Source organism: Allochromatium warmingii, from assembly GCF_900107145.1.
Lineage (GTDB): Bacteria > Pseudomonadota > Gammaproteobacteria > Chromatiales > Chromatiaceae > Thermochromatium > Thermochromatium warmingii.
In genome coordinates, this window is sequence record NZ_FNOW01000006.1 from 51939 (window position 1) to 73577 (window position 21639).

Sequence of the window (21639 nt, forward strand, 5' to 3'; positions counted from 1 at the left end):
GCGCTCGCTGCTGCTGCATGGCTTCACCGGCGGTGGAGCCGACTGGTCGCGGGTCTTTCCTGACGACCCGACGCGCTTGGCGATTGATCTGCCTGGGCATCTGACCAGTCCCGATCCGCCGGGGGGCTATCTGGAGAGCATCCGCGCCCTGCTCGCCACCTTGCCCGCAAGCATTGATGACGTGATCGGCTATTCACTCGGTGGACGGATTGCGCTCAGTCTCATCCAGCTTGCGCCCGACCGCTTTCGCACCGCGACCATTCTGTCGGCGCATCCAGGGCTACGCGATCCGAGCTTACGCGCCCAACGGCGGCTGGCCGATCAAGTCTGGATTCGGCTGCTACGCGAGCACGGCCTTGACGCCTTTGTCACCGCCTGGGAACAGCAGCCGCTGTTTCGCACGCAAGCGCGGCTCGCGCCGGAACTGCTGGCGCAGCAGCGAGCGCGGCGACTGAGCCACCGCCCCGACGGGCTGGCCTGCGTGCTCGAACGGCTCGGTTTGGGTGAAATGCCGAGTACGTGGGACGCACTCGCGGACTATCGCGGCCAGCTCAACTGGATCATCGGCAGCGAAGATCGGCGTTTTCAGGCGATTGCGCACACGGTATTAGCACAGCGTCCAGCAACGCGACTGATGGTACTCGAAGCGGTCGGCCACAATCCGCTGCTGGAAGCGCCGGAGCGGGTATTGGCAGCGGTCAGCTTCCAGCTCATACAATCTCGCGACGCCCCTAGAGCTGTGTGACCAGCGCGAACCGATATTAGCTGACCGCTGGCGGCTGGAAGCTGACTGCTAAACAACCCACTCCATTCATACCCGAATCATTATGGTCAAATCCCCGCTTTCCGGCGCACGTTATCTCATTCAAGGCTTAAGCCTGATTACGCGCCCCGGTATCAAACGCTTTGTTATTATTCCGCTGCTGCTGAATGTGCTGATTTTCTCGGCGGCGATTTATGTCGGCATCAGTCAATTCGAGTCATTGATGCAACTGATGGAAGCACAACTTCCAACCTGGCTAAATTGGCTGGATTGGCTCATTTGGCCGCTATTTATTGTGCTGCTGCTGGTATTTGTGTTTTATACCTTTGGCTTGCTCGCCAATCTCATTGCCGCGCCCTTCAATGGCCTGTTGGCCGAAAAGATCGAGCTATTATTAACCGGCCAGCCTCTTGAACAGAATGGCGATTATCTGCGCCTGCTGGCTGAATTGGGGCCAACGCTGCTTGATGAAGTGCGCAAACTCGCCTATGCCCTACTCTGGGCGCTGCCGTTTTTGCTGCTATTATTCGTGCCGCTGATTGGGCCACTGCTCTGGTTTCTCTATACCGCATGGATGATGGCAGTCGAATACAGTGATTATCCGATGGGCAATCACGGTTTACGCTTTGCTGAAATCCGCCGTCATCTGCGCGAGCGTCGGGCACTCAGTCTCGGTTTTGGTGCCGCCGCCGCTGGGATGGCGATGATTCCAGTGCTGAATTTTCTGCTGATGCCGGTTGCCGTTGCGGGGGCAACCGCGCTGTGGGTGCGTGAATTTCGCCCGACTTCACCGACCTGAGCACTCAACTTAACCCAACGCGGCGGCCTTGCGTTCGCCTCGTTCTCGCCCAATTTAATCCATTCATCAGTTTTGAATGTTTTTCCAGACTGAATGCACCGGAGGCGTTTAGCTATGAACGATCACCGCTCACGACTCGATACTTGGCTCTCGACGCTTTTTCTCTACACCGAAAAACTGGTGCTGGTTGTCGTCGGTGGATTGGCGCTGATTGGTATTGGTCAGTTGATTGGAACGATTTATCAACAGCGCGATATTCGACTTGAAGATCTCTTGATGATGTTTATTTTCATCGAGATTATGGCGATGGCTAATGTCTATTTTTTGCGCCGCACCGTGCCCTTTACTTATCCGATGTTTATTGCCGTCACCGCACTCTCACGACTGATCGTGCTGCAAGGCAAAGGAAGCTCTGAGGGGCTGATTTACGAAAGTGGCGCAATTTTGCTTGTGAGTTTAGCGATTCTCGTCATTCGTTTTAGTCAGCAATTTAACCGCGATGACCAAGACGGGGATGGCGGCACCGGGCACCGCGAATGAGGCAGTGCGCATGTTGTTAATTGAATTAGCGGCTTATCTCGCTATTGGCGCTTGTTCAGGCGTGCTGGCGGGATTATTTGGCGTCGGCGGCGGGGCGGTGATGGTGCCGGCGCTGTTATTGCTCTTTGGCGCACTCGATCTCGGCGGCGACTGGACAGCGCAACTGGCGGTCGGCACCTCGCTGGCCACCATCGTCGGCACCGGCGCGGCCTCGACGCTGGCGCATCACCGGCGCGATGGGGTGCGCTGGGACATTGTGTGGCCGTTCGTGCCGGGGATTATCGTCGGGGCGCTGGCGGGCGCGATGGTGGCCGGTTGGTTGCCAAGTGGTTGGTTACAAAGGATTTTTGCGCTCTTTCTCGCCTATGTCGGCACCACATTGCTGCTGACGCGCTCGGCGACAGTCGCGGTCGCGCAACCGCTGCCCGGGCGTGTCGGCTTGGCGAGTGTCGGGAGCGGCATCGGGGCGCTGTCGGCGCTGGTTGGGATCGGCGGCGGTACCCTCACCGTGCCGTTTTTACTGCGTCACGGGATTGCGATGCGGCAGGCGGTCGGCACTTCGGCGGCCTGTGGTCTGCCAATTGCGCTGGCTGGGGCACTGGGTTTTATCCTCAGTGGCTGGTCACGGAGCGGTTTACCGGCATTGAGCAGTGGCTTTGTGTATTGGCCAGCGGTGGTGGCGATGTTAGTGGCCAGTATGCCGCTCGCGCCACTCGGGGCGCGATTAGCCCATACATTGCCGGTGGCGCTACTGAAGCGGTTGTTTGGTGGGTTGCTGTTGGTGATTGCTGGGCGGTTGGTGTTTGTTTGATTTGCGATGAATTGATGATTGGGTGATGCAGCGCCTACTTCATCACCCTTATTCTATTTATCTCACAACGCCGCAATCTTCTCGCGCTGCGCTTGCAGATTAGCAATCGCTGCTGCGTGATCGGCCAGTTTAGCGCGTTCTTTCTCAACCACCGCCGCTGGAGCTTTATCCACAAACGCCGGATTAGCAAGCTTGGTTTCCGTGCGGGCAACATCTTCAGTCAAACGCGCCAGCTCTTTATCCAGCCGCTTTAATTCGGCATCTGTATCAATTAACCCCGCCATCGGAATTAAAATCTTCATCGCACCAACCAGCGCAATCGCCGATTCGGGCGCGTTTGATTCATCATCAAGCACGGTAATGGATTCGGTGCGGGCGAGAAAATCCAAATAAGGCCGCGCTGTTTCTAACCAATGCCGTTCTTGCTCGCTCGCATTGACGATCAGAATTGGCAGTGGTTTACCGGGCGCAATATTCATTTCGCCCTTGATACGCCGAATCCCGAGAATACACTGCTTGACCCAATCCATTTCACTGACCGCCTGCGCATCCTCAGTAGCGGTATCACAGAGCGGATAGGGCGCGAGCATGATGGTCTCGCCCGTGACGCCTGCCAGCGGGCGCACCTTCTGCCAAATCTCCTCGGTGATAAACGGCATGATCGGATGCGCCAGCCGCAACAGGGTTTCGAGCGTCTGCACCAGTGTGCCGCGCGTGCCGCGCTTGGCCGCGTCGCTGGCCTGTACGCTGGTCAACACTGGCTTGGATAGCTCCAAATACCAGTCACAGAATGCGTTCCAAGTGAAATCGTAGAGCGCCTGAGCTGCCAAATCGAAGCGATAGGCGTCGATAGCTTCGGTGACGGCAGCGATAGTGCGATGAAGTTCGGCGCGAATCCAGCGGTCAGCAGCGGAATATTCAATAGGGTCTGACCCCAAGCCGCAATCCTGCCCGTCGGTGTTCATCAGCACATAGCGCGAGGCGTTCCAGAGCTTGTTGCAAAAGTTGCGATAGCCCTCGGTGCGACGCAGATCGAACTTGATGTCGCGGCCAGTCGAGGCCAGCGCCGCGAAGGTGAAACGTAGCGCATCGGTGCCAAAGGCGGGGATGCCGTCGGGGAAATCGGTGCGCGTATCGCGGGTGATTTTTTCGGCGAGATGCGGCTGCATCATGCCACTGGTGCGCTTTTTAACCAGTGATTCGAGATCAATGCCGTCAATCAGATCAATAGGGTCAAGAACATTGCCCTTTGATTTCGACATCTTATCGCCGTTCTGATCGCGCACCAGTCCGTGAATATAGACCTCGCGGAACGGCACCTCGCCCATGAACTTCAGCCCCATCATCAGCATTCTAGCGACCCAGAAAAAGATGATGTCAAAGCCGGTGACCAGTACCGCCGTCGGATAAAAGGTCTGGAGGCGTTCCGTTTGTTCGGGCCAGCCGAGTGTACTAAAGGGCCAGAGTGCCGAGCTAAACCAGGTATCAAGCACATCCTCATCTTGGCGCAATTCGACCTCGGGGCCGAAGCCATGCGCAGCACGGACGGCATCTTCGGAGCGCCCGACATAGACGTTGCCTTCGCTGTCGTACCAGGCCGGAATGCGATGGCCCCACCAAATCTGACGGCTGATGCACCAATCCTGAATATTGCGCATCCAGTCAAAATAGGTGTTTTTCCAGTTATCGGGCACAAAACGCACCGTGCCGTTTTCCACTGCTGCTATCGCCGGTTCAGCGAGCGGCGCAACGCGCACATACCATTGATCGGTCAAATACGGCTCGATGATCGCGCCCGAGCGGTCGCCGCGTGGTTGCTGCAAGCGATGCTCTTTGACAGCGGCAAGCAGTCCAGCGGCATCGAGATCGGCGACAATCTGTTTGCGAGCGGCATAGCGGTCGAGACCGATATAGGCGGCAGGCAAGAGCTGACCTTCATCGGCTTCATTGGCGCGAATCGCGGCATCTGGGGTGAAAATGTTGATTAAGCCGCCGTGTGGCTGTTGGGCAATGGCGACTTCATCACGATGCCGTAGCCAAACCTGATGGTCATTGAAATCATGCGCCGGGGTGATCTTGACACAGCCGGTGCCGAACTCGGGATCGGCGTGTTCGTCGGCGATAATCGGGATGCGGCGTCCGGTCAGTGGCAGTTCGACGAATGCGCCGATGAGATGTTGATAACGCTCGTCCTCGGGATTGACCGCGACTGCGCAGTCGCCGAGCAGGGTTTCGGGGCGCGTGGTCGAGACAACGAGATACTGTGGCCCAGCGACCTCAGGCGGCAGGAGCAACGGATAGCGCATCTCCCACATAAAACCGCTTTCTTCTTCCGATAGCACTTCCAGATCCGACACGGCGGTATGCAGCACCGGATCCCAGTTCACCAGCCGCTTGCCGCGATAGATCAAGCCCTCTTCATAGAGTCGAACGAACACGTCGCGCACCGCATCCGACAAGCCCGCGTCGAGCGTGAACCGCTCGTGTGCCCAATCAAGTGACGCACCCATGCGCCGTAACTGGCGGGTGATGGTGCCGCCGGATTCGGCTTTCCAGTCCCAAATGCGCTCAATAAATGCCTCGCGCCCGTAATCATGGCGCGTTTTGCCGTCGGCTTCGATCAAGCGTTCGACGACCATTTGCGTGGCAATGCCGGCATGATCGGTGCCCGCTTGCCAGAGCGTCGGCTTGCCCTGCATCCGGTGATAGCGAATCAAGGCATCCATGATGGTGTCTTGAAACGCATGACCCATGTGCAGACTGCCGGTGACATTCGGCGGCGGAATCATGATGCAGTACGCGCCGTGCTCGGCGGCGGGCGTGCTTGCGGTCGCGGCGGGGACGAAATAGCCGCGATCTTCCCAATGACGATACCACTGGGTTTCGAGAGTATGAGGGTCGTAATGCTTGTCCAGCATGGTGCTTAGGCTCGTGGTCAGACGCTGCGAAAGCACTCAAGTATATCGACCTGACGCCGCTGTGCGCACATTCCGGCGCGGCGAATCGGTCGGGCATCGCTATTGCGAAATATCAGAGTAATTAGATCAAGAATCAGTTCATACTTTTCCCATACGCTCATACGGTCTCAAGCTATTTAATCAGAGGATTGAATCATGCCGATGCAAGATGGAACCGGCCCACGCGGTAACGGACGTGGTCAAGGTCGCGGTCAAGGTCAGGGACGTGGACGCGGCCCCTGTGGTGGCGGTCGGGCGCTGCGTGATGGCAGTGGTGGCGGACGGCGCACCCGTGCGGCTGTGAACGCTGCCAGTCCATTGAGCGCCCAGATTGCGCAGTTACGCACCCAGCTTGATCGGCTGGAAACCGCTGCCTTTGCCGAGGCGCTCCAATGAAACTGGCCATCTCGATGACGGGTGAATCGCTCGATGCGCCCTTTGATGCGCGTTTTGGGCGGGCGGCGCAATTCTGTTTAGTCGAACCGGAAAGCGGCGTCTGTGAGCTGGTCGCCAATCCCGCACGCGATGCCAGCGGCGGCGCGGGCGTGCAGGCGGCGCAATTGCTCGCGTCACAGGGCGTCACCGCTGTGGTCAGCGGAGCCTATGGGCCGAAAGCGTGGAAAACACTGCACGCGGCCGGGATTCGCGCCTTACTGGCCCCAGACAGCGCCCACACGCCGACCGGACGCGAGATGCTGGAGCAATTTTGCGCCGGTACCCTGCGCGAGGCGGATGCGGCCAGTCACGACGGACATCACGGAGGCTAACGCCGATGCGTCTGGTGGTTGCCAGTGGCAAAGGCGGTACCGGCAAAACGACAGTAGCCACCGCGCTGGCGCAAACAGCCGCGCTGACGTATGCCGTGCGGCTGCTGGATTGCGATGTCGAAGCGCCCAATGCCGCGCTGAGTCTGCATCCGCAGTGGTCGAGCGCCGTGACCGTGACGCGCCCGGTGCCGCGAGTGGATGCCACGCGCTGCACAGCGTGCGGACGCTGCGCCGAGGTCTGCCAGTTCAACGCGCTGGCGGTGGTCGGCGGCGGGGTGCTGGTGTTCGATGACCTGTGTCACGGCTGCGGGCGCTGTGTCTGGATCTGTCCTGAACAGGCCATGCACGAAGAGCCGCTCGCTGTCGGTCAGATCGACGCTGGATACACGCCCGACGGGATTCTGCTGGCGCAGGGGCTGTTGCGCATCGGTCAACCGATGGGAATGCCGGTGTTGCGGGCGCTCAAACGCTGGCCGACTGCTGCCGCGCTTGATGCGCCATTTTCTGACGCCGAATCTGCGCACACGCTGCTCGAAATTCGTGATGCCCCGCCCGGCGCATCCTGTCCAGTGGTTGAGACGCTACGCGGCGCGGATGCGGTTATCTTGGTGACTGAGCCGACCGCCTTTGGTCTGCACGATTTGCGGCAAGTGGTTGGCATTGTGCAAGAGCTAGGACTACCGGCGTGGGTGGTCATCAATCGCGATGGCATCGGCACCGCGCCAATTGCTGAGTATTGCGCCGAACAGGGCTTGCCGATTGCGCTGCGGATTCCGCTCGAACGGCGGTTAGCTGAGGCACTGGCACGCGGTCGCCCGCTGCTCGACGCCGCGCCCGAATATCGCCCAGCAGTGCAGACGCTGTTAGAACAGATTGTGAGCGGGGTCGCCGCATGAAAGAAATCGTCGTTCTCAGCGGCAAAGGCGGCACCGGCAAAACCAGCGTCACCGCCGCTCTCGCGCATCAAGCCGCACACGCGACCGCCGGACGCTGGCTATTAGCTGATGCCGATGTCGATGCGGCAAATCTGGCGCTGTTACTCGATGCCCAAGCGACGGTCGCTGAACCCTTCGTCGGTGGCGCGGTTGCCGTAGTCGATGCCGACGCCTGTAGCGGCTGCGGACTGTGTGAAGCAGCCTGCCGCTATGAGGCGCTCATCTGTGACGCGGGCGGCTGTCAGGTCGATGCTATCGCCTGCGAAGGCTGTGGTGCTTGTCTCGACCGCTGCCCAAGCGGGGCGCTGGCGCTGGTGCCGCAAACGGTCGGCACCTGCCGCCGTTCGGAAACACCCTATGGCGCATTGCATCACGCGCATCTTGATCCCGGTCAGGAAAACTCCGGCAAGCTGGTGACTGCCGTCAAGCGGCGGGCGCGGGCACAGGCCGAAGCTGAACACTGCGCCGGATTGTTGATCGACGGCCCGCCCGGAATCGGCTGTCCGGTGATTGCGGCGGTGTCGGGCGCGAGTCTGGCACTATTGGTCACGGAACCGACAGTCTCGGGACGTGAAGATTTAGCGCGAGCTTTGGCGACTGTGACCCATTTTGGGGTACCGGCGCTGATTTGTATTAACAAAGCCGATCTCTATCCCGACGGGGCGCAAGCGATTGAAGATCTCGGCGCGGCGCGGGGCATTGCGACGCTGGCGCGGTTGCCGTTTGATCTGAGCATGACCGAAGCCTTAGCCGCTGGGCGTCCGGTGACGGTACAGTGTCCCGAGGCGCCGATCAGTCAGGCGCTGGCGGAACTGTGGCGCACGCTGCAAGCGCGATTAGCCGAGGTCACAACGGATTCCAAAACTTGAGCATCGGGCGCGGTGCTCACTGTTTTTCACCCGCTCACCGAACGCCGCGCAGCGTTCGGTGTTTCCGTTTCTGCAAAACCCAATACATCCATCTGAACTGAGAGCTAAAACACCATGAAAATCGCTATCACCGCTGAAACCGATCAAGGATTAGCCAGCCCGGTCGCGCAACATTTCGGCCATGCGCCGCATTTTGTGTTAGCGACTGTCGAAGCAGGCGCAGTGAGCACGGTCGAGGTCATCGCCAATCCCTTTGCCGAAGCCCATGAGCCGGGGCAGATTCCGACCTTTATTCATGAACAGGGCGCACAGGTGATGATTAGCGGCGGCATGGGCGGTCGGGCGATTGCCTTTTTTAATGAAGCCGGTGTTGCCACCGCAACCGGCGCAACCGGCACCGTCGGCGAGGCGCTGCAAGCCTATCTGAGCGGCACGCTGCCGGGCGCGGCACCCTGCGCTGAAAGCGTGGCGCACGGGCATGGCTAAACGCCCGCATCATTGGGCGGCGTGGAGTTGGCTGCTGGCGCTCGCCGTCAGCAGTGCAGTTGTGGCCGATCCCGCTCCCGCGCCGACACTGACCAATGCGCTGGGCATGACGTTGCGCTTGATCCCCGGCGGCAGTTTCCAGATGGGCTGCAATCCGGCGACCGCCAGCGATGAGCAGTGCGACGGCAGCGAGCAACCGGCACATTCTGTCACGCTATCGCCCTTTTATCTGGCTACCACCGAAGTCACCCAACGGCAATGGGTGGCAGTGATGGGAAATAATCCAGCGTATTTTCAAAGCGATGCGGCTGATCTCGACCGCCCAGTTGAGCAGGTCTCTTGGGACGACGCGCAGGCATTTATTCAGGCGCTCAATCAACATCCCGAACTCGGCGGTGGCTATCGCTTGCCGAGTGAAGCCGAGTGGGAATATGCCGCCCGCGCTGGCACCACAACGCCGTATTGGTTCGGCACAGGCGCAGATGAAGCGCACCTGAAAGCCCATCTCTGGTATCTGTTTTCCTCCGGCGAGCGCACCCATCCAGTCGGCACCAAACCGGCGAATCCCTGGGGATTATTCGACATTCACGGCAATGTTTTCGAGTGGGTCAGCGACTGCTATCACCCGAACTATCAGGGCGCACCGAGCGACGGCCAGCCCTGGAGTAGCGATTGCGAGCGCCTGAACGATGGGGCCAGGGTGCGGATTCTGCGCGGTGGTGCTTGGTATCTGTATCCGAATGGGGCACGGTCAGCCTTTCGCTTCCGCTATGCACCGACGGTACGACATTACGGTTTTGGCCTACGGGTGGCGCGGGCGGTGACAACACCTGAGCCGTCAATTAAATGAACACCTATCTCGACTGCTATCCCTGTTTTTTGCGTCAAGCCCTGAGCGCCGCACGGCGGGCGGGTGCCGATTTTGAGCAACAGCACGCCGTGTTACGTTGGACGCTGACGCATCTGCACACACTGCCACTCACTACCACTCCGCCCGTTATGGCCGCTGCGATTCATGCGCAGGTGCGGGCGCTGACCGGCGTCGATGACCCCTATCAAACCGCCAAGCAGGAGGCGACCGCGCAGGCATTGGCGCGGTATCCGACCCTATTGGCGCATCTGGACGCGGCGAGCGATCCGCTGGAATGCGCGGTGCGGTTGGCGATTGCGGGCAATATTATTGATTTGGGCGTTGCTGAACAGTTTGATCTGGATGCGACACTGGAACGGGTGTTAATACAGCCGTTTGCGATTGATGCGCTGGACGCACTGCGGCAGCGGCTCGACAGTGTCGAACAGGTGCTCTATCTTGCTGATAATGCTGGAGAAACCGTGTTTGATCGCCCGTTGCTTGACTTGCTACGCCGGCGCGGGTTGGCGGTTACCTATGTGGTCAAGGCCGCCCCGATCATTAATGACGCCACCCGCGCCGATGCGCTGGCCGCTGGCATCGCCGACGGCATTGAGATCATTGACAACGGCTCGGCGGCACCGGGGACGCTGCTAGAACAGTGTTCGGCGGCGTTCCGTGAGCGATTCGCGGCGGCTCCGCTGATTGTGGCGAAAGGACAGGCGAATTATGAAACCCTCAGCGCCCTGTCTGCACCGATTTTCTTTTTGCTTCAGGCTAAATGTCAGGTAATCGCGGGCGATTTACATGTCCCGCCGGGGGCGATTGTGTTGAAGGGGGCGGTGTTATAGCTTATTTTTTGAACCGCAAAGGCGCAAAGTGATTTAAGGATTTAAGAATTAGACAGGATTTACAGGATTTACAGGATTATTCAGGATTATTCAGGATTAACAAGATTTGATTTTAATAAATCATTTTAAAATCCTGTCAATTTTGAAGTATCTTGTAAATCCTGTCTAATTTTTAAAAAACTTTGTGTACTTTGCGCATTTGCGATTCAACTTAATCAACGATAGACTGTTCTAATACCGCAACCCCCCAGCCATTCATAATTTCACGCACCTGTGCAATCACCGTTGGAATCACCCTAGCAACCGTTGGCGATAATTCGACGCCCAATTCCAGCGATTCCGGCACAATACCGACTAGCACAATTTCATGCGGGCTATAATCAAGTAGCTCGACCAGTGCCAATAAATCGGATATACCTAAATGATGCACGGAGAGTTTCGGATTCAGCGCCCGACGAATTTCAGCATCTCGCCAAACAGTTATATGACTCGGCGCAGCGTTACATGCTATCGCGTCGATCATCAGAATACGCCGATATTCAGCAAATAATGGCAATAAATCCAACCCCGAAGTGCCGCCATCAATCAGCATAATCGTCGGCTCAAAGCGATAATCACGTTCGAGCTGACGCAAAATATGCACACCGATACCCTCATCACTCAGTAATACATTCCCTAAACCAATTAACAAAATATCGGTGCTTGGATTTGATTGCGCGTTGGCATTGACTGTCATCTCAAAGCGCCCGTACCTGCACAATCTCGCGGCGTTCGTTGTCATGCAAATGCACAGCGCAGGCTAAACACGGATCAAAAGAATGCACAGTGCGCAAAACTTCTAGCGGGCGCGATTCTTCTAAAATCGGATTATCCAGCAATGCGGCTTCATACGGCCCAAGTGCATCATTTTGATTGCGTGGCCCGGCGTTCCAAGTTGAAGGCACCACAGCTTGATAATTTTTGATTTTGCCGTTTTCAATGACAATCCAATGCGACAACACGCCGCGAGGTGCTTCATGAAAACCAAAGCCCATTTGCTCGCCTTTCGGAAAGACCGGCGCATTAAAGCTGGTGTAATCGCCGCCTGCGATATTAGCAACGAGCGCATCATAATGCTCAATCAAATTATCATAAAGCACTTGGGTACGAATGCACCGTGCCAAATGACGCCCAAGCGATGAATGTAGGGCAGTCATTGGTATTTCAGTGCCTGCCAGCGCACCAATTCGCTTCAGCGCATCAGTGAGATAACCGATGGTACCTGAATGACCGGCGGCGACCATTGCTAAGACATTGGCTAATGGGCCAACTTGCGCTGGTTCATCTAAAAAAGTCGGTGATTTAACCCACGAATACGCGGCGGTTTCTTGAAAATCAGTGTAAGCGGGTATGGTTTCGCCCTGATAGGGTGAGCGCGTCCAATCACCTTGATACCAACTGTGCTTAATGCTTTCTTTGACATGCTGCTCAAAGAAGGGATCACCGAATTGCTGGATCGCTTGAAAGCGCGTTAAATCGCCGGCGGGAATATAACCACCAGGCATTGCAAAGTCGGTTCCTGCTGTGTTGCGCGGAAAATCAGGCACAGAGAGATAATTCATCACGCCCGCACCATAGGGCAGCCAATCCGCATAGAGTGCGGCAATCGCGATCACATCCGGTAAATAGACCTGACGCACAAATGCGCCCAATTCATCAATAAGAGTGCGGATATAGGCTAATCGCTCTAAATTAAGCGTCGATTGATCGTCAGGATTGATCGCATTTGCGACACCGCCAACAGCTAAATTTTGAATATGTGGAGTTTTGGAGCCAAGAATAGCGGTGATTTGATTAGATTTACGCTGATAGTCCATTGCTTCCAGATAATGTGCGACCGCCATTAAATTCGCTTCGGGCGGGAGCTTCATTGCCGGATGGCCCCAATAGCCATGCGCAAAGATGCCAAGCTGACCATTCTCGACAAAGCGTTTCACTCGCGCCTGAACTTCAGCAAAATGACGCGCATTGTTATTGGGCCAGTCTGATAAACTTTGTGCCAGCTTTGCGGTTGCCTGTGGATCGGCTTGTAATGCTGAAACAACATCAACCCAATCAAGCGCAGAGAGATGATAAAAATGTACGATATGATCGTGAATGCCATGCGCGGCGATAATTAAATTCCGAATTAACTGGGCGTTAAGTGGAATATCTAGTTTTAGAGCATCTTCAACCGCACGCACCGAAGCAATCGCATGAACCGTGGTGCAGACGCCGCAAATGCGTTGGGTATATAGCCACGCATCACGCGGATCGCGTCCAATTAAAATAGTCTCAATACCGCGCCACATTTGACCGCTTGACCAGGCATTGACGACCTTGCCGTCTTGAATATCGCAGTCGATACGCAGATGGCCTTCAATCCGCGTGACTGGATCAACGCTGATTCGTGTGCTTGTCACGGTTTAATGCTCCGAATGGGTGATAAGAGAGTTGTTGAACCGCAAAAGACGCAAAGTTTTTGAATAATTAGACAGGATTTACAGGATGTCTCAAGATTAACAGGATTTTAATTTATTTAATTAAATTTAATTAAAATATTTTCTGAAAATTTCTTGTGAATCCTGAATCATCCTGTAAATCCTGTCTAATTCTTATTTTAAATCACTTTGCGCCTTTGCGGTTCAAATCAAAAGCTACTAGCTATCAGCCGCCAAAATCGGCGTCTTTTTGACAAAAAACAGATACGCCATCACCTCGAATGCAATAATCGCTAAGGTAATCATCATTTCGCCGACCGCTGGGAAATAATGCCAACCTGGGCCAGGGTTGTAGGCAATTAAGAACGCATCGAAGCGATATAGCGTCCCAGCAAGCACAACCGCTAATGCGCTCCAAAATAGTTGGGTTGGACGCTGGCGTTTTTTAGCATCAAATAAAATCCAGATCGCATACAAAAATAACGCAATCTCGGTGATAAATAGCCAGGGTTCAAGACCGGGTTGCCATAGATAGACGCTATCGCCGCTGATCGCTAATTCCCCAAGCCGAATGATAAGATAGACACTCAGCAGCCAGGGAATAATTGCCCCGATGCGCGAGAGCAAATCCGTTTCTAGCCGTCGCCCTAAATTTACAGCGGCATAGAGTGATTCAAACACCACTATGCCATAGCCCATCGCGATTGCTGTAATCAGAAAGAGCAGCGGAATAATCGGTGTTTGCCAAAGCGGATGAACTTTGTGTCCGGCGATAATCAGCAGTGAGCCAAGCGAAGATTGGTGCATAGTCGGCAATAAAATGCCTAGCCCAATGAAAAAGAACAGCGCATGACGCACGAAGCGCAGAGCACGCTTGGCCCGCATTGCTTCGAGAATCGCGGGCGAAAATTCAATCCACAATACCAGCGTATACAGTGTCACGCAGAGTGCAACTTCGAGCATGACGGAATTAAGATTCATGTATTGCGGTAGAAAGACATTATATAACTGCCAATAGCGCCCGACATCGACCAGAATTGATGCGCCAGCTAAGGTATAACCGAATGCGCTGGCTAAGAGCGCGACCCGAATCATCGCGTGAAATTGCCCGCGATTAAAAATATAGACCAGTAGCGCCATCGCATAGCCGCCGCACGCAATCGCGGTGCCGCTCACGACATCATAGGTAATCCAAATTCCCCAGGGAAAACCGTCGCTTAAATTGGAAACATCGCCGATCCCGAAGATAAAGCGGCGCAGAGTAAAATACGCGCCGATCAATACTAATACGGCGAGAAAATAAAAATGACGGGTGAGCAGTCGCCCGCCGATTGGACGATACACTTCAGTCATATTAGTCATGGCGGCGCTCCTCGACATCATCGGCGTGCCGCTCGGCTTCGGTGCGCCGGTACACGGTATACACTAATCCGCCGAGCAAGAGGGTCGGAGCCGCCAAGCCCTGATAGAGCGTGTGTTGAATGGTCTCGGATAATTGGGCGCTTGACTCTGGCCCCAATGCTGGCAGTCCTAAGTTCTCGAACGGCACGCCCGCGAGCAGCAGATATTGGGTGCCGCCGGTCTCGGTTTCGCCGTACAGATGCGGGTGATAGCCGCGTACCTCGGCGCTGCGCTGTTGACCAGAATCTAGGCGATGCAGTGGATAATCCTGATAGGTGCCCGGCGGTAAATTCAGCCGTCGCTGCCCTTCTTGCAACAAATCAGACACGCGCCCGAAGAGGCTCGCCCCCGTCGGACAGGCCGCGCAACAGGCCGGAATCTCGCCTTGCGCCTGTAGATGACGGCACATTTCGCATTTGACGATCTTCGGAAACGGTTTGTCGAACTCGAATTTGGGAATATTGAACGGGCAGGCAAGCTGACAATAGCGGCAGCCGATGCAGGCATCTGGGTTATAGCCGACGATGCCGGTGAGCGGATCTTTGGTCAGGGCGCTGACCGGACAGGCCGAGATGCAGTCGGGATCGACGCAGTGCATACAAGCGCGTTTGATGAAGCTGTAGCCGTCCTGTTCGCGATCTTTGACTGCTGCCGTGCCTTGCGCAAAGGCTTTGATTTTGTTCAGATTCCGGCTGTCCAGATCGCTGCTGGCATCCCAGATCGCGTGAACATCTTTGGCCTGTTCCAGCGCCGGATCGGTGATGGTCGGCATCGCGTTGGCGTTTTTGCAGCCGACTTCACACGCTTTGCAGCCGATACACAGGGTCGCATCATAGAGAATGCCGACCGCATCCGGCGGCAGATCTTTGGGCGGACGCGCCTGTGCTGTGTTCGTGGTTAGGGCGGTGGCCGCACCGGCCAGCGCGACCTTGAGGAAATCACGCCGATTCGTGTTCATGGCTCACCTCGCTTCCGACTCAGCAGCAGCACTGGACTCAGCCGCCTCCGCCGCTTTCAGCTTCTGCCCGGCGCTGACCGCATAAACCAGCGCCCCGCCGCCAATCGCGCCAGCAACGGCAGCGCCAGCAAGCGTCGCTCCGCCCGGATGCTCGGCAAATACTTCGGGGAAGAAGGCCGGCGGCGTCACCGATTCGACCTCGGCTTGTTCATGCAGCGCCTTATGAAAGCCAACGCCCTGTTCAGTGCAGCCGAAACAGGGATGCCCGATGCCGACTGGCCAGGTGTTGCCGCCGACATCGCCGAACTCAATTGCCGGACAGTTGGCGTGCGTCTCTGGCCCCTTGCAACCAAGTTTGTAAAGACACCAGCCCTGTCGATGCCCATCATCGCCGAATTGTTCGGCAAACCGCCCCGCATCGAAATGTGGACGGCGTTCGCAGTTGTCGTGGATTAAGCGCCCATAGGCAAACAGCGGGCGACCTTTGGCATCAAGCGCGGGCAGTTTCTGTAGGGTCAGATAGTAGAGTACAGTTGAGAGCAGGTTATAGGGCGACGCCGGACAGCCGGGCAGGGTAATCACCGGCAATGCGGCCCCATCGGTGCGGGTAATCCCTTCGCGTTGCAGCGCCTCGGGAATGCCGACCGCGCCAGTTGGATTGGGCGCTGCGCTCTGCACTCCGCCCCAAGAGGCACAGGAGCCAATCGCCACCACAGCAGCGGCATGTGGGGCGATCTCGTGCAGCATCTGTTGCGGCGTTTTGCCAGCCACCTTGCAATAAATCCCGCCATCGCGCATCGGCACTGATCCTTCGATGACGAGAATAAAGCGGCCTTTATTGCGTTCAATGGAATCAGCCAGCGCCTGTTCAGCCTGATGACCGGCAGCAGCTAATAAGGTCTCGGAATAATCGAGCGAAATTAAATCCAGAATCAGTGACTCAACCGTCGGATGCGTCGCCCGCAACAGCGACTCAGTACAGCCGGTGCATTCCTGAAAATGCAGCCAAATCACCGCCGGCCGACCAGTGGTGTCCTCAATAGCCGCTAACACCTGTTGCGACATGCCGAACGGCAAGCCCATTGCCGCCGTTAGTCCCAATGCAAACTGCATAAAACCGCGACGACTGACGCCGCGCAATGCAAGCTGATCGGCCAGACGCGGGCCAATCTCGATAGAAGCTGGATCACGGGCGGCGTTCATCGGATAAACCTCCCCGCAAGACGGCGGGATATGGGTTGATCTGGGTTGATCAATGTGTCAGTGAATCTGCAAGTAAAATCGTCATGTATTGTTTTATATTTTTATATTCTGATTATCTTATAGACAGAGTTGAACCGGTTGTCTAACCGAATCAAACAAAATATTGATCTTGGTCAATGACCCGACGTTTGGCAGTGGTCGCCGCGCACACGTTGGACTAAGGTTGCTGTGGAATATTGGACTGGGCGCTTGCAAATAGGCCGAACACTGCGCCGAGCGAACACTGCACACACGGGGGCGTTCATGCACAATCGACTAACCAAAAGGGCCAGCGGCTGGCTCGCCGGAGCTGTGCTCCTGAGCGCGTTGCTCGGCACCTCATCGACTAGCACCGCCGCAATTCACGGGCAGCTTGGCACTGATAACAGCGATTGCCTGCGCTGTCATCGCATGGAAACGCTGGCCTATCGTGACCCACAGAGCGGCGAGCTGGTCGATCTGCATGTCAATGGCGAGCAATTCGGCCATTCGGCGCACGCTGAAGTGCCGTGTATCGACTGTCATCAAGGTGATTTTGGTCAATATCCGCATCCAGCGGCGGCGCTCGCGCAGCGGCTGGATTGCGTCGGCTGTCATGAAGATCAACCGGATGCACACGAGCGAGCCTATCGTTTTCAGACGATTGAGCAGGAATTTGCCCGCAGTATTCACGCCACTTCCGATTCGCCAAAGGTCAAGGGATTTAATTGCCATCACTGCCATGATCCCCACACCTTTCGCAATTCAGCAATCGGCCAGCCAATTGCCGAAATCGTGCGCTCAGATAATCAACTATGTTTATCCTGTCATAGCAAAATCCGCGAGCCATATAGCACCGCACATCTCTGGTTACCGAAACGCGATAAGCATTGGCAAGCGGTGCGGTGTCTCGAGTGTCATACCCCGCTGACCGATCTTGGGCAACCGGTTTCGCATCAATTGCTCGCCGGCAAAGACAGCAATTTCGATTGCGTCAACTGTCATTCTCAAGAGCAACGGTTATTACAGCGACTCTATCAATATCGGTCAGCAACCGATTTAGAAAATAGCGGTTGGTTATCAAAAGCCATATTAAATCAATCCTATGTTGTCGGCATGAGTCGCAGTCCGCTGCTTGACGCATTGGGGTTAGGTGTGATGGGTCTCACGCTATGCGTATTGATTGCGCATGGCTGGGGCCGTTATCGTGCTTATCGGCGTTTCCGCCAGCATCAATTGGAGCAATAGTCATGAGCGCACTCTATCTCTATTCGCGCTGGGTGCGTGCCTGGCATTGGCTCAACGCCCTATTATTTATCGTGCTGATGTATACCGGCGCGAGTATGCACTTTGCTGGCGGTGGTTGGCTGATGCCATTTGATCGCGCCGTCACCGTGCATAACACCGCCGGTATTTTGCTGACAGTAGGTTGGATCGGCTTTGTTATCGGTAATGTCACCACCGACAATGGTCGCCATTATCGCGTTCAGTGGTCAGGCTTTTTTACGCGGCTGTTTGCGCAAGCGCAATATTACGGCTACGGCATTTTTCATAATGCCCCGCATCCTTTTCATGTCACAGCCGAGATGAAGCTCAATACGCTCCAGCAGCTTAGTTATTTAGGCGTCATGTATGGCTTAATGCCGCTGTTAATCATGAGCGGCTGGGCATTTTTATTCTCAGTATCATTGCCGGAAACGCTATTCGGCTTGCCGAGCGTGTGGCTGATAGCGATGGCGCATTTAACCCTTGCGTATGCGCTGGTGCTTTTTTTGCTGGTTCACATGTACATTATTACCACCGGCGAAACCGTTACGACCAATCTCCGCGCTATGCTCACCGGCTGGCATCGTGAAGATGCGCCGCATTCCAGCTCGCATCAGGAGGCGCAATAATTATGAATCCTATCGCCACTATGCTTGACCCAAAATATACCCGTCGCTTATTCATTGGCATCGGTGTCTTGATCGCGTTGGCACTTGCGTATCGGTTTTTATATCCCATCATTTTTGATGCCTATGTCGGCAAAACCAATGCGCCTTTAACCTATGACACGAGTAAGCGACTCACTGATGTCGAATTTGAGGCGCTTGCGCAATCATTAAGTGAAGACGCACGCCGGCTCAAAGCAGAAGCTGTCGTCGCGGTCGATCAAAACCCGTTCGCTCGTGAAGTTAAAATTGAGATGCTGATGAATACAGAATCATTCATCCGCGACAGCGAGCCGCGCCATATCAAATATTTCCGTGAAGCCGGGATTCGTCAATATGAAGGCCCAAAAACTTGCTTAACCTGTCACGCAACGCTTGAAGTCGATCATCCCGATGGCACGCGCTCGACCGTCAATACGCTCGATGATTTGGTTAATTCGGTGCATTTTAAATTCCAGACCATGGCGGGCGGCTTTTCGACCTATGGCTATGATGGACGGCAGGTAAATGCTGGCCCACATAAAATCCCAGTCGGTAAAATTGACCGCGCCTGCGGTATTCCTGGCAGCTTTACTTGGACAGGTTGGGCAGCACTGATTAGCAGTCATCCCGAACACGGATCGAATGGAGAAGTCGTGCTACGCAGTGAAGGTTGCGGTCAGTGTCATATCGGCGGTAATTATCAACCGGCAACCGAAAAAATGATGCCGGTCGGTGATGTGCCCGATATGGCGAAAGAGGGAATCGACTGTTTAATTTGTCATGCTGCTCATTACGACATGAATCAGCGTGTTGTAATCCGCGATGAATACGGCTTGCGCTGGAATCAAGATCGTAGTTTACGCGCCGCGCTCACCGTCGCGCCGATTAGTTCAGAAACCTGTTTGCGCTGCCATCAACATAATATGGGCGGCGATGCCTATGCACATAACGACGCCGCGCAAGCCCTCGGTTATCAACATCAACGGCTGCTGCATCGCGGGGCCAAGCGCGGCAATCCGTTCAGCCCCGCAGATGACGCGCACGCCGCTGCGGGCATTCAGTGTACGGATTGTCACCGCCCTGAAGGGCATAAGATTCCGCGTGGACGGCTGGGCGTCGATCTGGTCGCGAACGATCTGCCTGACAAAACGGTGTCGTGCGAGACCTGTCACGGTCGCGCTCCGCATAATGCTTCAGAAAACAAGGCCTTACTGAACGGCCATATTGCGCGGCTCGCGTGCGAGACCTGCCATATTCCACGTTTGGAAGATAACAACGTCGTGTTGCGTGATTGGGTGCATCCGACTTGGGATGCTGAAGAGGGCATCTGGGAGCCGACTGATGTGTATCGTTCTGGTGAGCCAGGTAAAGGTTTTACCTATCTTTGGTTCAACGGCAATGGCACCTTTTTGGCCAATGCGCTCGGCAATAATCCGAATGGGTCTGACACCTATGATCCGTTGATGCAGCAGATTGCCCGTATTGACGATTCCGAGGTGATTGCGGCGGTACGTGCCAAAGCGACGGAACTCAAACAGCAGTATCCAGCTATTGATATTGAACGCTATGTTCAAATGGCTACTGATCCATTGTCGCAGCTTTCGCCTGAATTATTAGAACAGCGGCGGGCAATGATTCAAGCTAATTTGCGTACAGCGATGAATGACGGAAAGAGCCGGATTTATCCATTTAAGCTTTTTAATGCGATGATGTATGAAGATATGTCAAATCAAGGGCCATTTGGCGCAATGATTCTGCCATTTGATTACAACATCTATTATGAAACCGGCGATACAGCGGCATCTGTTAAACGGGCAATTCAAGATCCGATTGTCCAACGTATGTATCAAGAGCCATTCAAGCGCTATATGATGGATGAATTTATGGCCTATTTCGGCGTCAGCGGCGGCTGGAAAACGATTTATCCGCTCGTCAATGACCAGCTTGTCAATGTTGAGCCGCATTGGATGCGCCAAATGGGTACGCTGATGGTTAATCACGGTATTCAGCGTCAAGGCCATGATTGCGCCGCTTGTCATGCGCCCAATGGCATTATGGATTTCAAATTACTCGGTTATACCGCCGAGCGCATTGCTGAATTACAAGATCCGGCGCTGCTCAGAAAACCATCGGTCACGACATTAACCACTGCTGCGCCGGAGTCAGTTGCACCATGATTCAAAACTTAGTGATTACGCAACTGGTTGAGAATGTTGCTAGTGCGCCCGGATTATTGGGTGAACATGGCGCATCCTTGTTTATCGAAGCCGATGAACAGTGCCTGTTGCTTGATACCGGACAGGGATTAACGCTGCGACAGAATGCGGCGCGGCTTGGAATTGCGCTTGAACGGGTGACAGCAGTTGTGCTCAGTCATGGGCACTACGATCATACTGGCGGATTGGATGCAGTCATTGAAATCACGGGTGGCGCGGTTGACCTTTATTTACATCCGGCAGCACTGGCACCAAAATTCAATCGTGATGGGCGGGCAATTGGTGCACCGATGACTGATTTGGATGGACTGCGATCTCGGGTGCGGCAGCTTATTGCTAACCGTGAGCCGGTTGAAATTCGGTCTGGTCTGTGGTTAAGCGGTGAAATTCCGCGCCGTCATGCGCTTGAAGATACGGGTGGCCCGTTTTATCGTGATGCGACATGTACTGAAATTGATACGCTGCCCGACGATCAAGCGTTAATTATTGATACGCCGCTTGGATTAGTTGTGGTGCTCGGCTGTGGGCATTCGGGGTTAATTAATACGCTTGATTATGTGCAAACGCTTGTGCCCGGACGCCCGATTCATGCGGTTTTAGGTGGAACGCATTTATTACGCGCTACTGCCGAGCGTCTGGATTTCACTGTGCAGGCGCTGGCTGGATTCGAGGTTGATTATCTCGCGCCGAATCATTGCACGGGATTGGCGGCAATGTGTTTATTGCGTCAGCATTTTCCGCGTCAGTTCCGTGAATCACCGGCTGGCACTCGGCATTGCTTTGATAATTCGATGATTGGCCGCTGAAAGCGCGGAATACGCAGAAAAAATCTTTGGTTGTCTT

General features: G+C 55.3%; 21 protein-coding genes. 15 read left to right on the plus strand and 6 right to left on the minus strand.

Annotation, left to right across the window (positions count from 1 at the left end; all coding sequences use genetic code 11):
- Window positions 1-13: 13 nt before the first annotated feature.
- From BLW10_RS03030 to BLW10_RS03045, 4 genes are all read left to right on the plus strand, one after another.
- Window positions 14-745 carry an alpha/beta fold hydrolase gene (locus tag BLW10_RS03030; RefSeq protein WP_245709065.1) on the plus strand — a complete coding sequence of 244 codons (732 nt, stop codon included), beginning with the start codon at window positions 14-16 and terminating at the stop codon, window positions 743-745.
- An 82-nt stretch (window positions 746-827) separates the two neighbouring features.
- A complete protein-coding gene (cysZ, locus tag BLW10_RS03035; protein ID WP_091332291.1) occupies window positions 828-1562 on the plus strand; it encodes a sulfate transporter CysZ in 735 nt (244 codons plus the stop codon).
- A gap of 114 nt (window positions 1563-1676) precedes the next feature.
- Window positions 1677-2102, plus strand: coding sequence for a phosphate-starvation-inducible protein PsiE (locus tag BLW10_RS03040; protein WP_091332292.1), 426 nt, complete (start codon window positions 1677-1679; stop codon window positions 2100-2102).
- 10 nt (window positions 2103-2112) lie between these two features.
- Window positions 2113-2913 carry a sulfite exporter TauE/SafE family protein gene (locus BLW10_RS03045; protein ID WP_091332348.1) on the plus strand — a complete coding sequence of 267 codons (801 nt, stop codon included), beginning with the start codon at window positions 2113-2115 and terminating at the stop codon, window positions 2911-2913.
- 62 nt (window positions 2914-2975) lie between these two features.
- On the opposite strand, the gene BLW10_RS03050 is transcribed toward BLW10_RS03045, so the two are convergent.
- A complete protein-coding gene (locus BLW10_RS03050) occupies window positions 2976-5831 on the minus strand; it encodes a valine--tRNA ligase (RefSeq protein WP_091332293.1) in 2856 nt (951 codons plus the stop codon).
- A gap of 195 nt (window positions 5832-6026) precedes the next feature.
- Here BLW10_RS03050 and BLW10_RS03055 point away from each other — a divergent pair, with 195 nt between their 5' ends.
- From BLW10_RS03055 to BLW10_RS03085, 7 genes are all read left to right on the plus strand, one after another.
- The gene (locus tag BLW10_RS03055; protein ID WP_091332294.1) at window positions 6027-6266 is read left to right on the plus strand and encodes a hypothetical protein; all 240 of its coding nucleotides are present in this window, start codon (window positions 6027-6029) and stop codon (window positions 6264-6266) included.
- Complete coding sequence (locus tag BLW10_RS03060; protein ID WP_091332295.1) at window positions 6263-6637, plus strand: NifB/NifX family molybdenum-iron cluster-binding protein; 375 nt, start codon at window positions 6263-6265, stop codon at window positions 6635-6637. The genes BLW10_RS03055 and BLW10_RS03060 overlap by 4 nt, the downstream gene beginning before the upstream one ends.
- A gap of 5 nt (window positions 6638-6642) precedes the next feature.
- Window positions 6643-7533, plus strand: coding sequence for a nucleotide-binding protein (locus BLW10_RS03065; RefSeq protein WP_091332296.1), 891 nt, complete (start codon window positions 6643-6645; stop codon window positions 7531-7533).
- Window positions 7530-8441 carry a nucleotide-binding protein gene (locus tag BLW10_RS03070; RefSeq protein WP_091332297.1) on the plus strand — a complete coding sequence of 304 codons (912 nt, stop codon included), beginning with the start codon at window positions 7530-7532 and terminating at the stop codon, window positions 8439-8441. The genes BLW10_RS03065 and BLW10_RS03070 overlap by 4 nt, the downstream gene beginning before the upstream one ends.
- A 114-nt stretch (window positions 8442-8555) precedes the next feature.
- Window positions 8556-8927, plus strand: a complete 372-nt coding sequence (locus BLW10_RS03075) for a NifB/NifX family molybdenum-iron cluster-binding protein (protein ID WP_091332298.1) — start codon at window positions 8556-8558, stop codon at window positions 8925-8927.
- Window positions 8920-9777: a formylglycine-generating enzyme family protein gene (locus BLW10_RS03080; protein ID WP_091332299.1), complete on the plus strand. Its 858-nt coding sequence runs from the start codon at window positions 8920-8922 to the stop codon at window positions 9775-9777. The genes BLW10_RS03075 and BLW10_RS03080 overlap by 8 nt, the downstream gene beginning before the upstream one ends.
- Window positions 9774-10628 carry a damage-control phosphatase ARMT1 family protein gene (locus BLW10_RS03085; RefSeq protein ID WP_091332300.1) on the plus strand — a complete coding sequence of 285 codons (855 nt, stop codon included), beginning with the start codon at window positions 9774-9776 and terminating at the stop codon, window positions 10626-10628. The genes BLW10_RS03080 and BLW10_RS03085 overlap by 4 nt, the downstream gene beginning before the upstream one ends.
- Before the next feature lie 211 nt (window positions 10629-10839).
- Here BLW10_RS03085 and BLW10_RS03090 read toward each other — a convergent pair whose 3' ends face one another.
- The 5 genes from BLW10_RS03090 to BLW10_RS03110 all read right to left on the minus strand — a co-directional run bounded on the left by BLW10_RS03090 (window position 10840) and on the right by BLW10_RS03110 (window position 16649).
- Window positions 10840-11364: a HyaD/HybD family hydrogenase maturation endopeptidase gene (locus BLW10_RS03090; protein WP_091332301.1), complete on the minus strand. Its 525-nt coding sequence runs from the start codon at window positions 11362-11364 to the stop codon at window positions 10840-10842.
- A 1-nt stretch (window position 11365) separates the two neighbouring features.
- Entirely contained in the window at window positions 11366-13069 is a 1704-nt protein-coding gene (locus BLW10_RS03095; RefSeq protein WP_091332302.1) for a nickel-dependent hydrogenase large subunit, read from the minus strand.
- Between the two features lie 237 nt (window positions 13070-13306).
- A complete protein-coding gene (gene hybB / locus BLW10_RS03100; RefSeq protein ID WP_245709062.1) occupies window positions 13307-14449 on the minus strand; it encodes a Ni/Fe-hydrogenase cytochrome b subunit in 1143 nt (380 codons plus the stop codon).
- Complete coding sequence (gene hybA, locus BLW10_RS03105; protein WP_091332304.1) at window positions 14442-15446, minus strand: hydrogenase 2 operon protein HybA; 1005 nt, start codon at window positions 15444-15446, stop codon at window positions 14442-14444. The genes hybB and hybA overlap by 8 nt, the downstream gene beginning before the upstream one ends.
- A 3-nt stretch (window positions 15447-15449) precedes the next feature.
- On the minus strand, window positions 15450-16649 hold the full coding sequence (locus BLW10_RS03110) for a hydrogenase small subunit (protein WP_091332305.1): 1200 nt from the start codon (window positions 16647-16649) through the stop codon (window positions 15450-15452).
- Window positions 16650-16952: 303 nt separating this feature from the next.
- On the opposite strand from BLW10_RS03110, the gene BLW10_RS03115 reads away from it, so the two are divergent.
- From BLW10_RS03115 to BLW10_RS03130, 4 genes are read left to right on the plus strand one after another with little or no spacing between them, the layout of a single operon-like run.
- Window positions 16953-17915: a cytochrome c3 family protein gene (locus BLW10_RS03115; RefSeq protein ID WP_091332306.1), complete on the plus strand. Its 963-nt coding sequence runs from the start codon at window positions 16953-16955 to the stop codon at window positions 17913-17915.
- 2 nt (window positions 17916-17917) lie between these two features.
- A complete protein-coding gene (locus BLW10_RS03120; protein WP_091332307.1) occupies window positions 17918-18562 on the plus strand; it encodes a cytochrome b/b6 domain-containing protein in 645 nt (214 codons plus the stop codon).
- A gap of 2 nt (window positions 18563-18564) precedes the next feature.
- Window positions 18565-20757 carry a multiheme c-type cytochrome gene (locus tag BLW10_RS03125; RefSeq protein WP_091332308.1) on the plus strand — a complete coding sequence of 731 codons (2193 nt, stop codon included), beginning with the start codon at window positions 18565-18567 and terminating at the stop codon, window positions 20755-20757.
- Entirely contained in the window at window positions 20754-21602 is an 849-nt protein-coding gene (locus tag BLW10_RS03130) for an MBL fold metallo-hydrolase (protein ID WP_091332309.1), read from the plus strand. Before BLW10_RS03125 ends, BLW10_RS03130 begins: the two co-directional genes overlap by 4 nt.
- The last annotated feature ends 37 nt before the right edge of the window (window positions 21603-21639 follow it).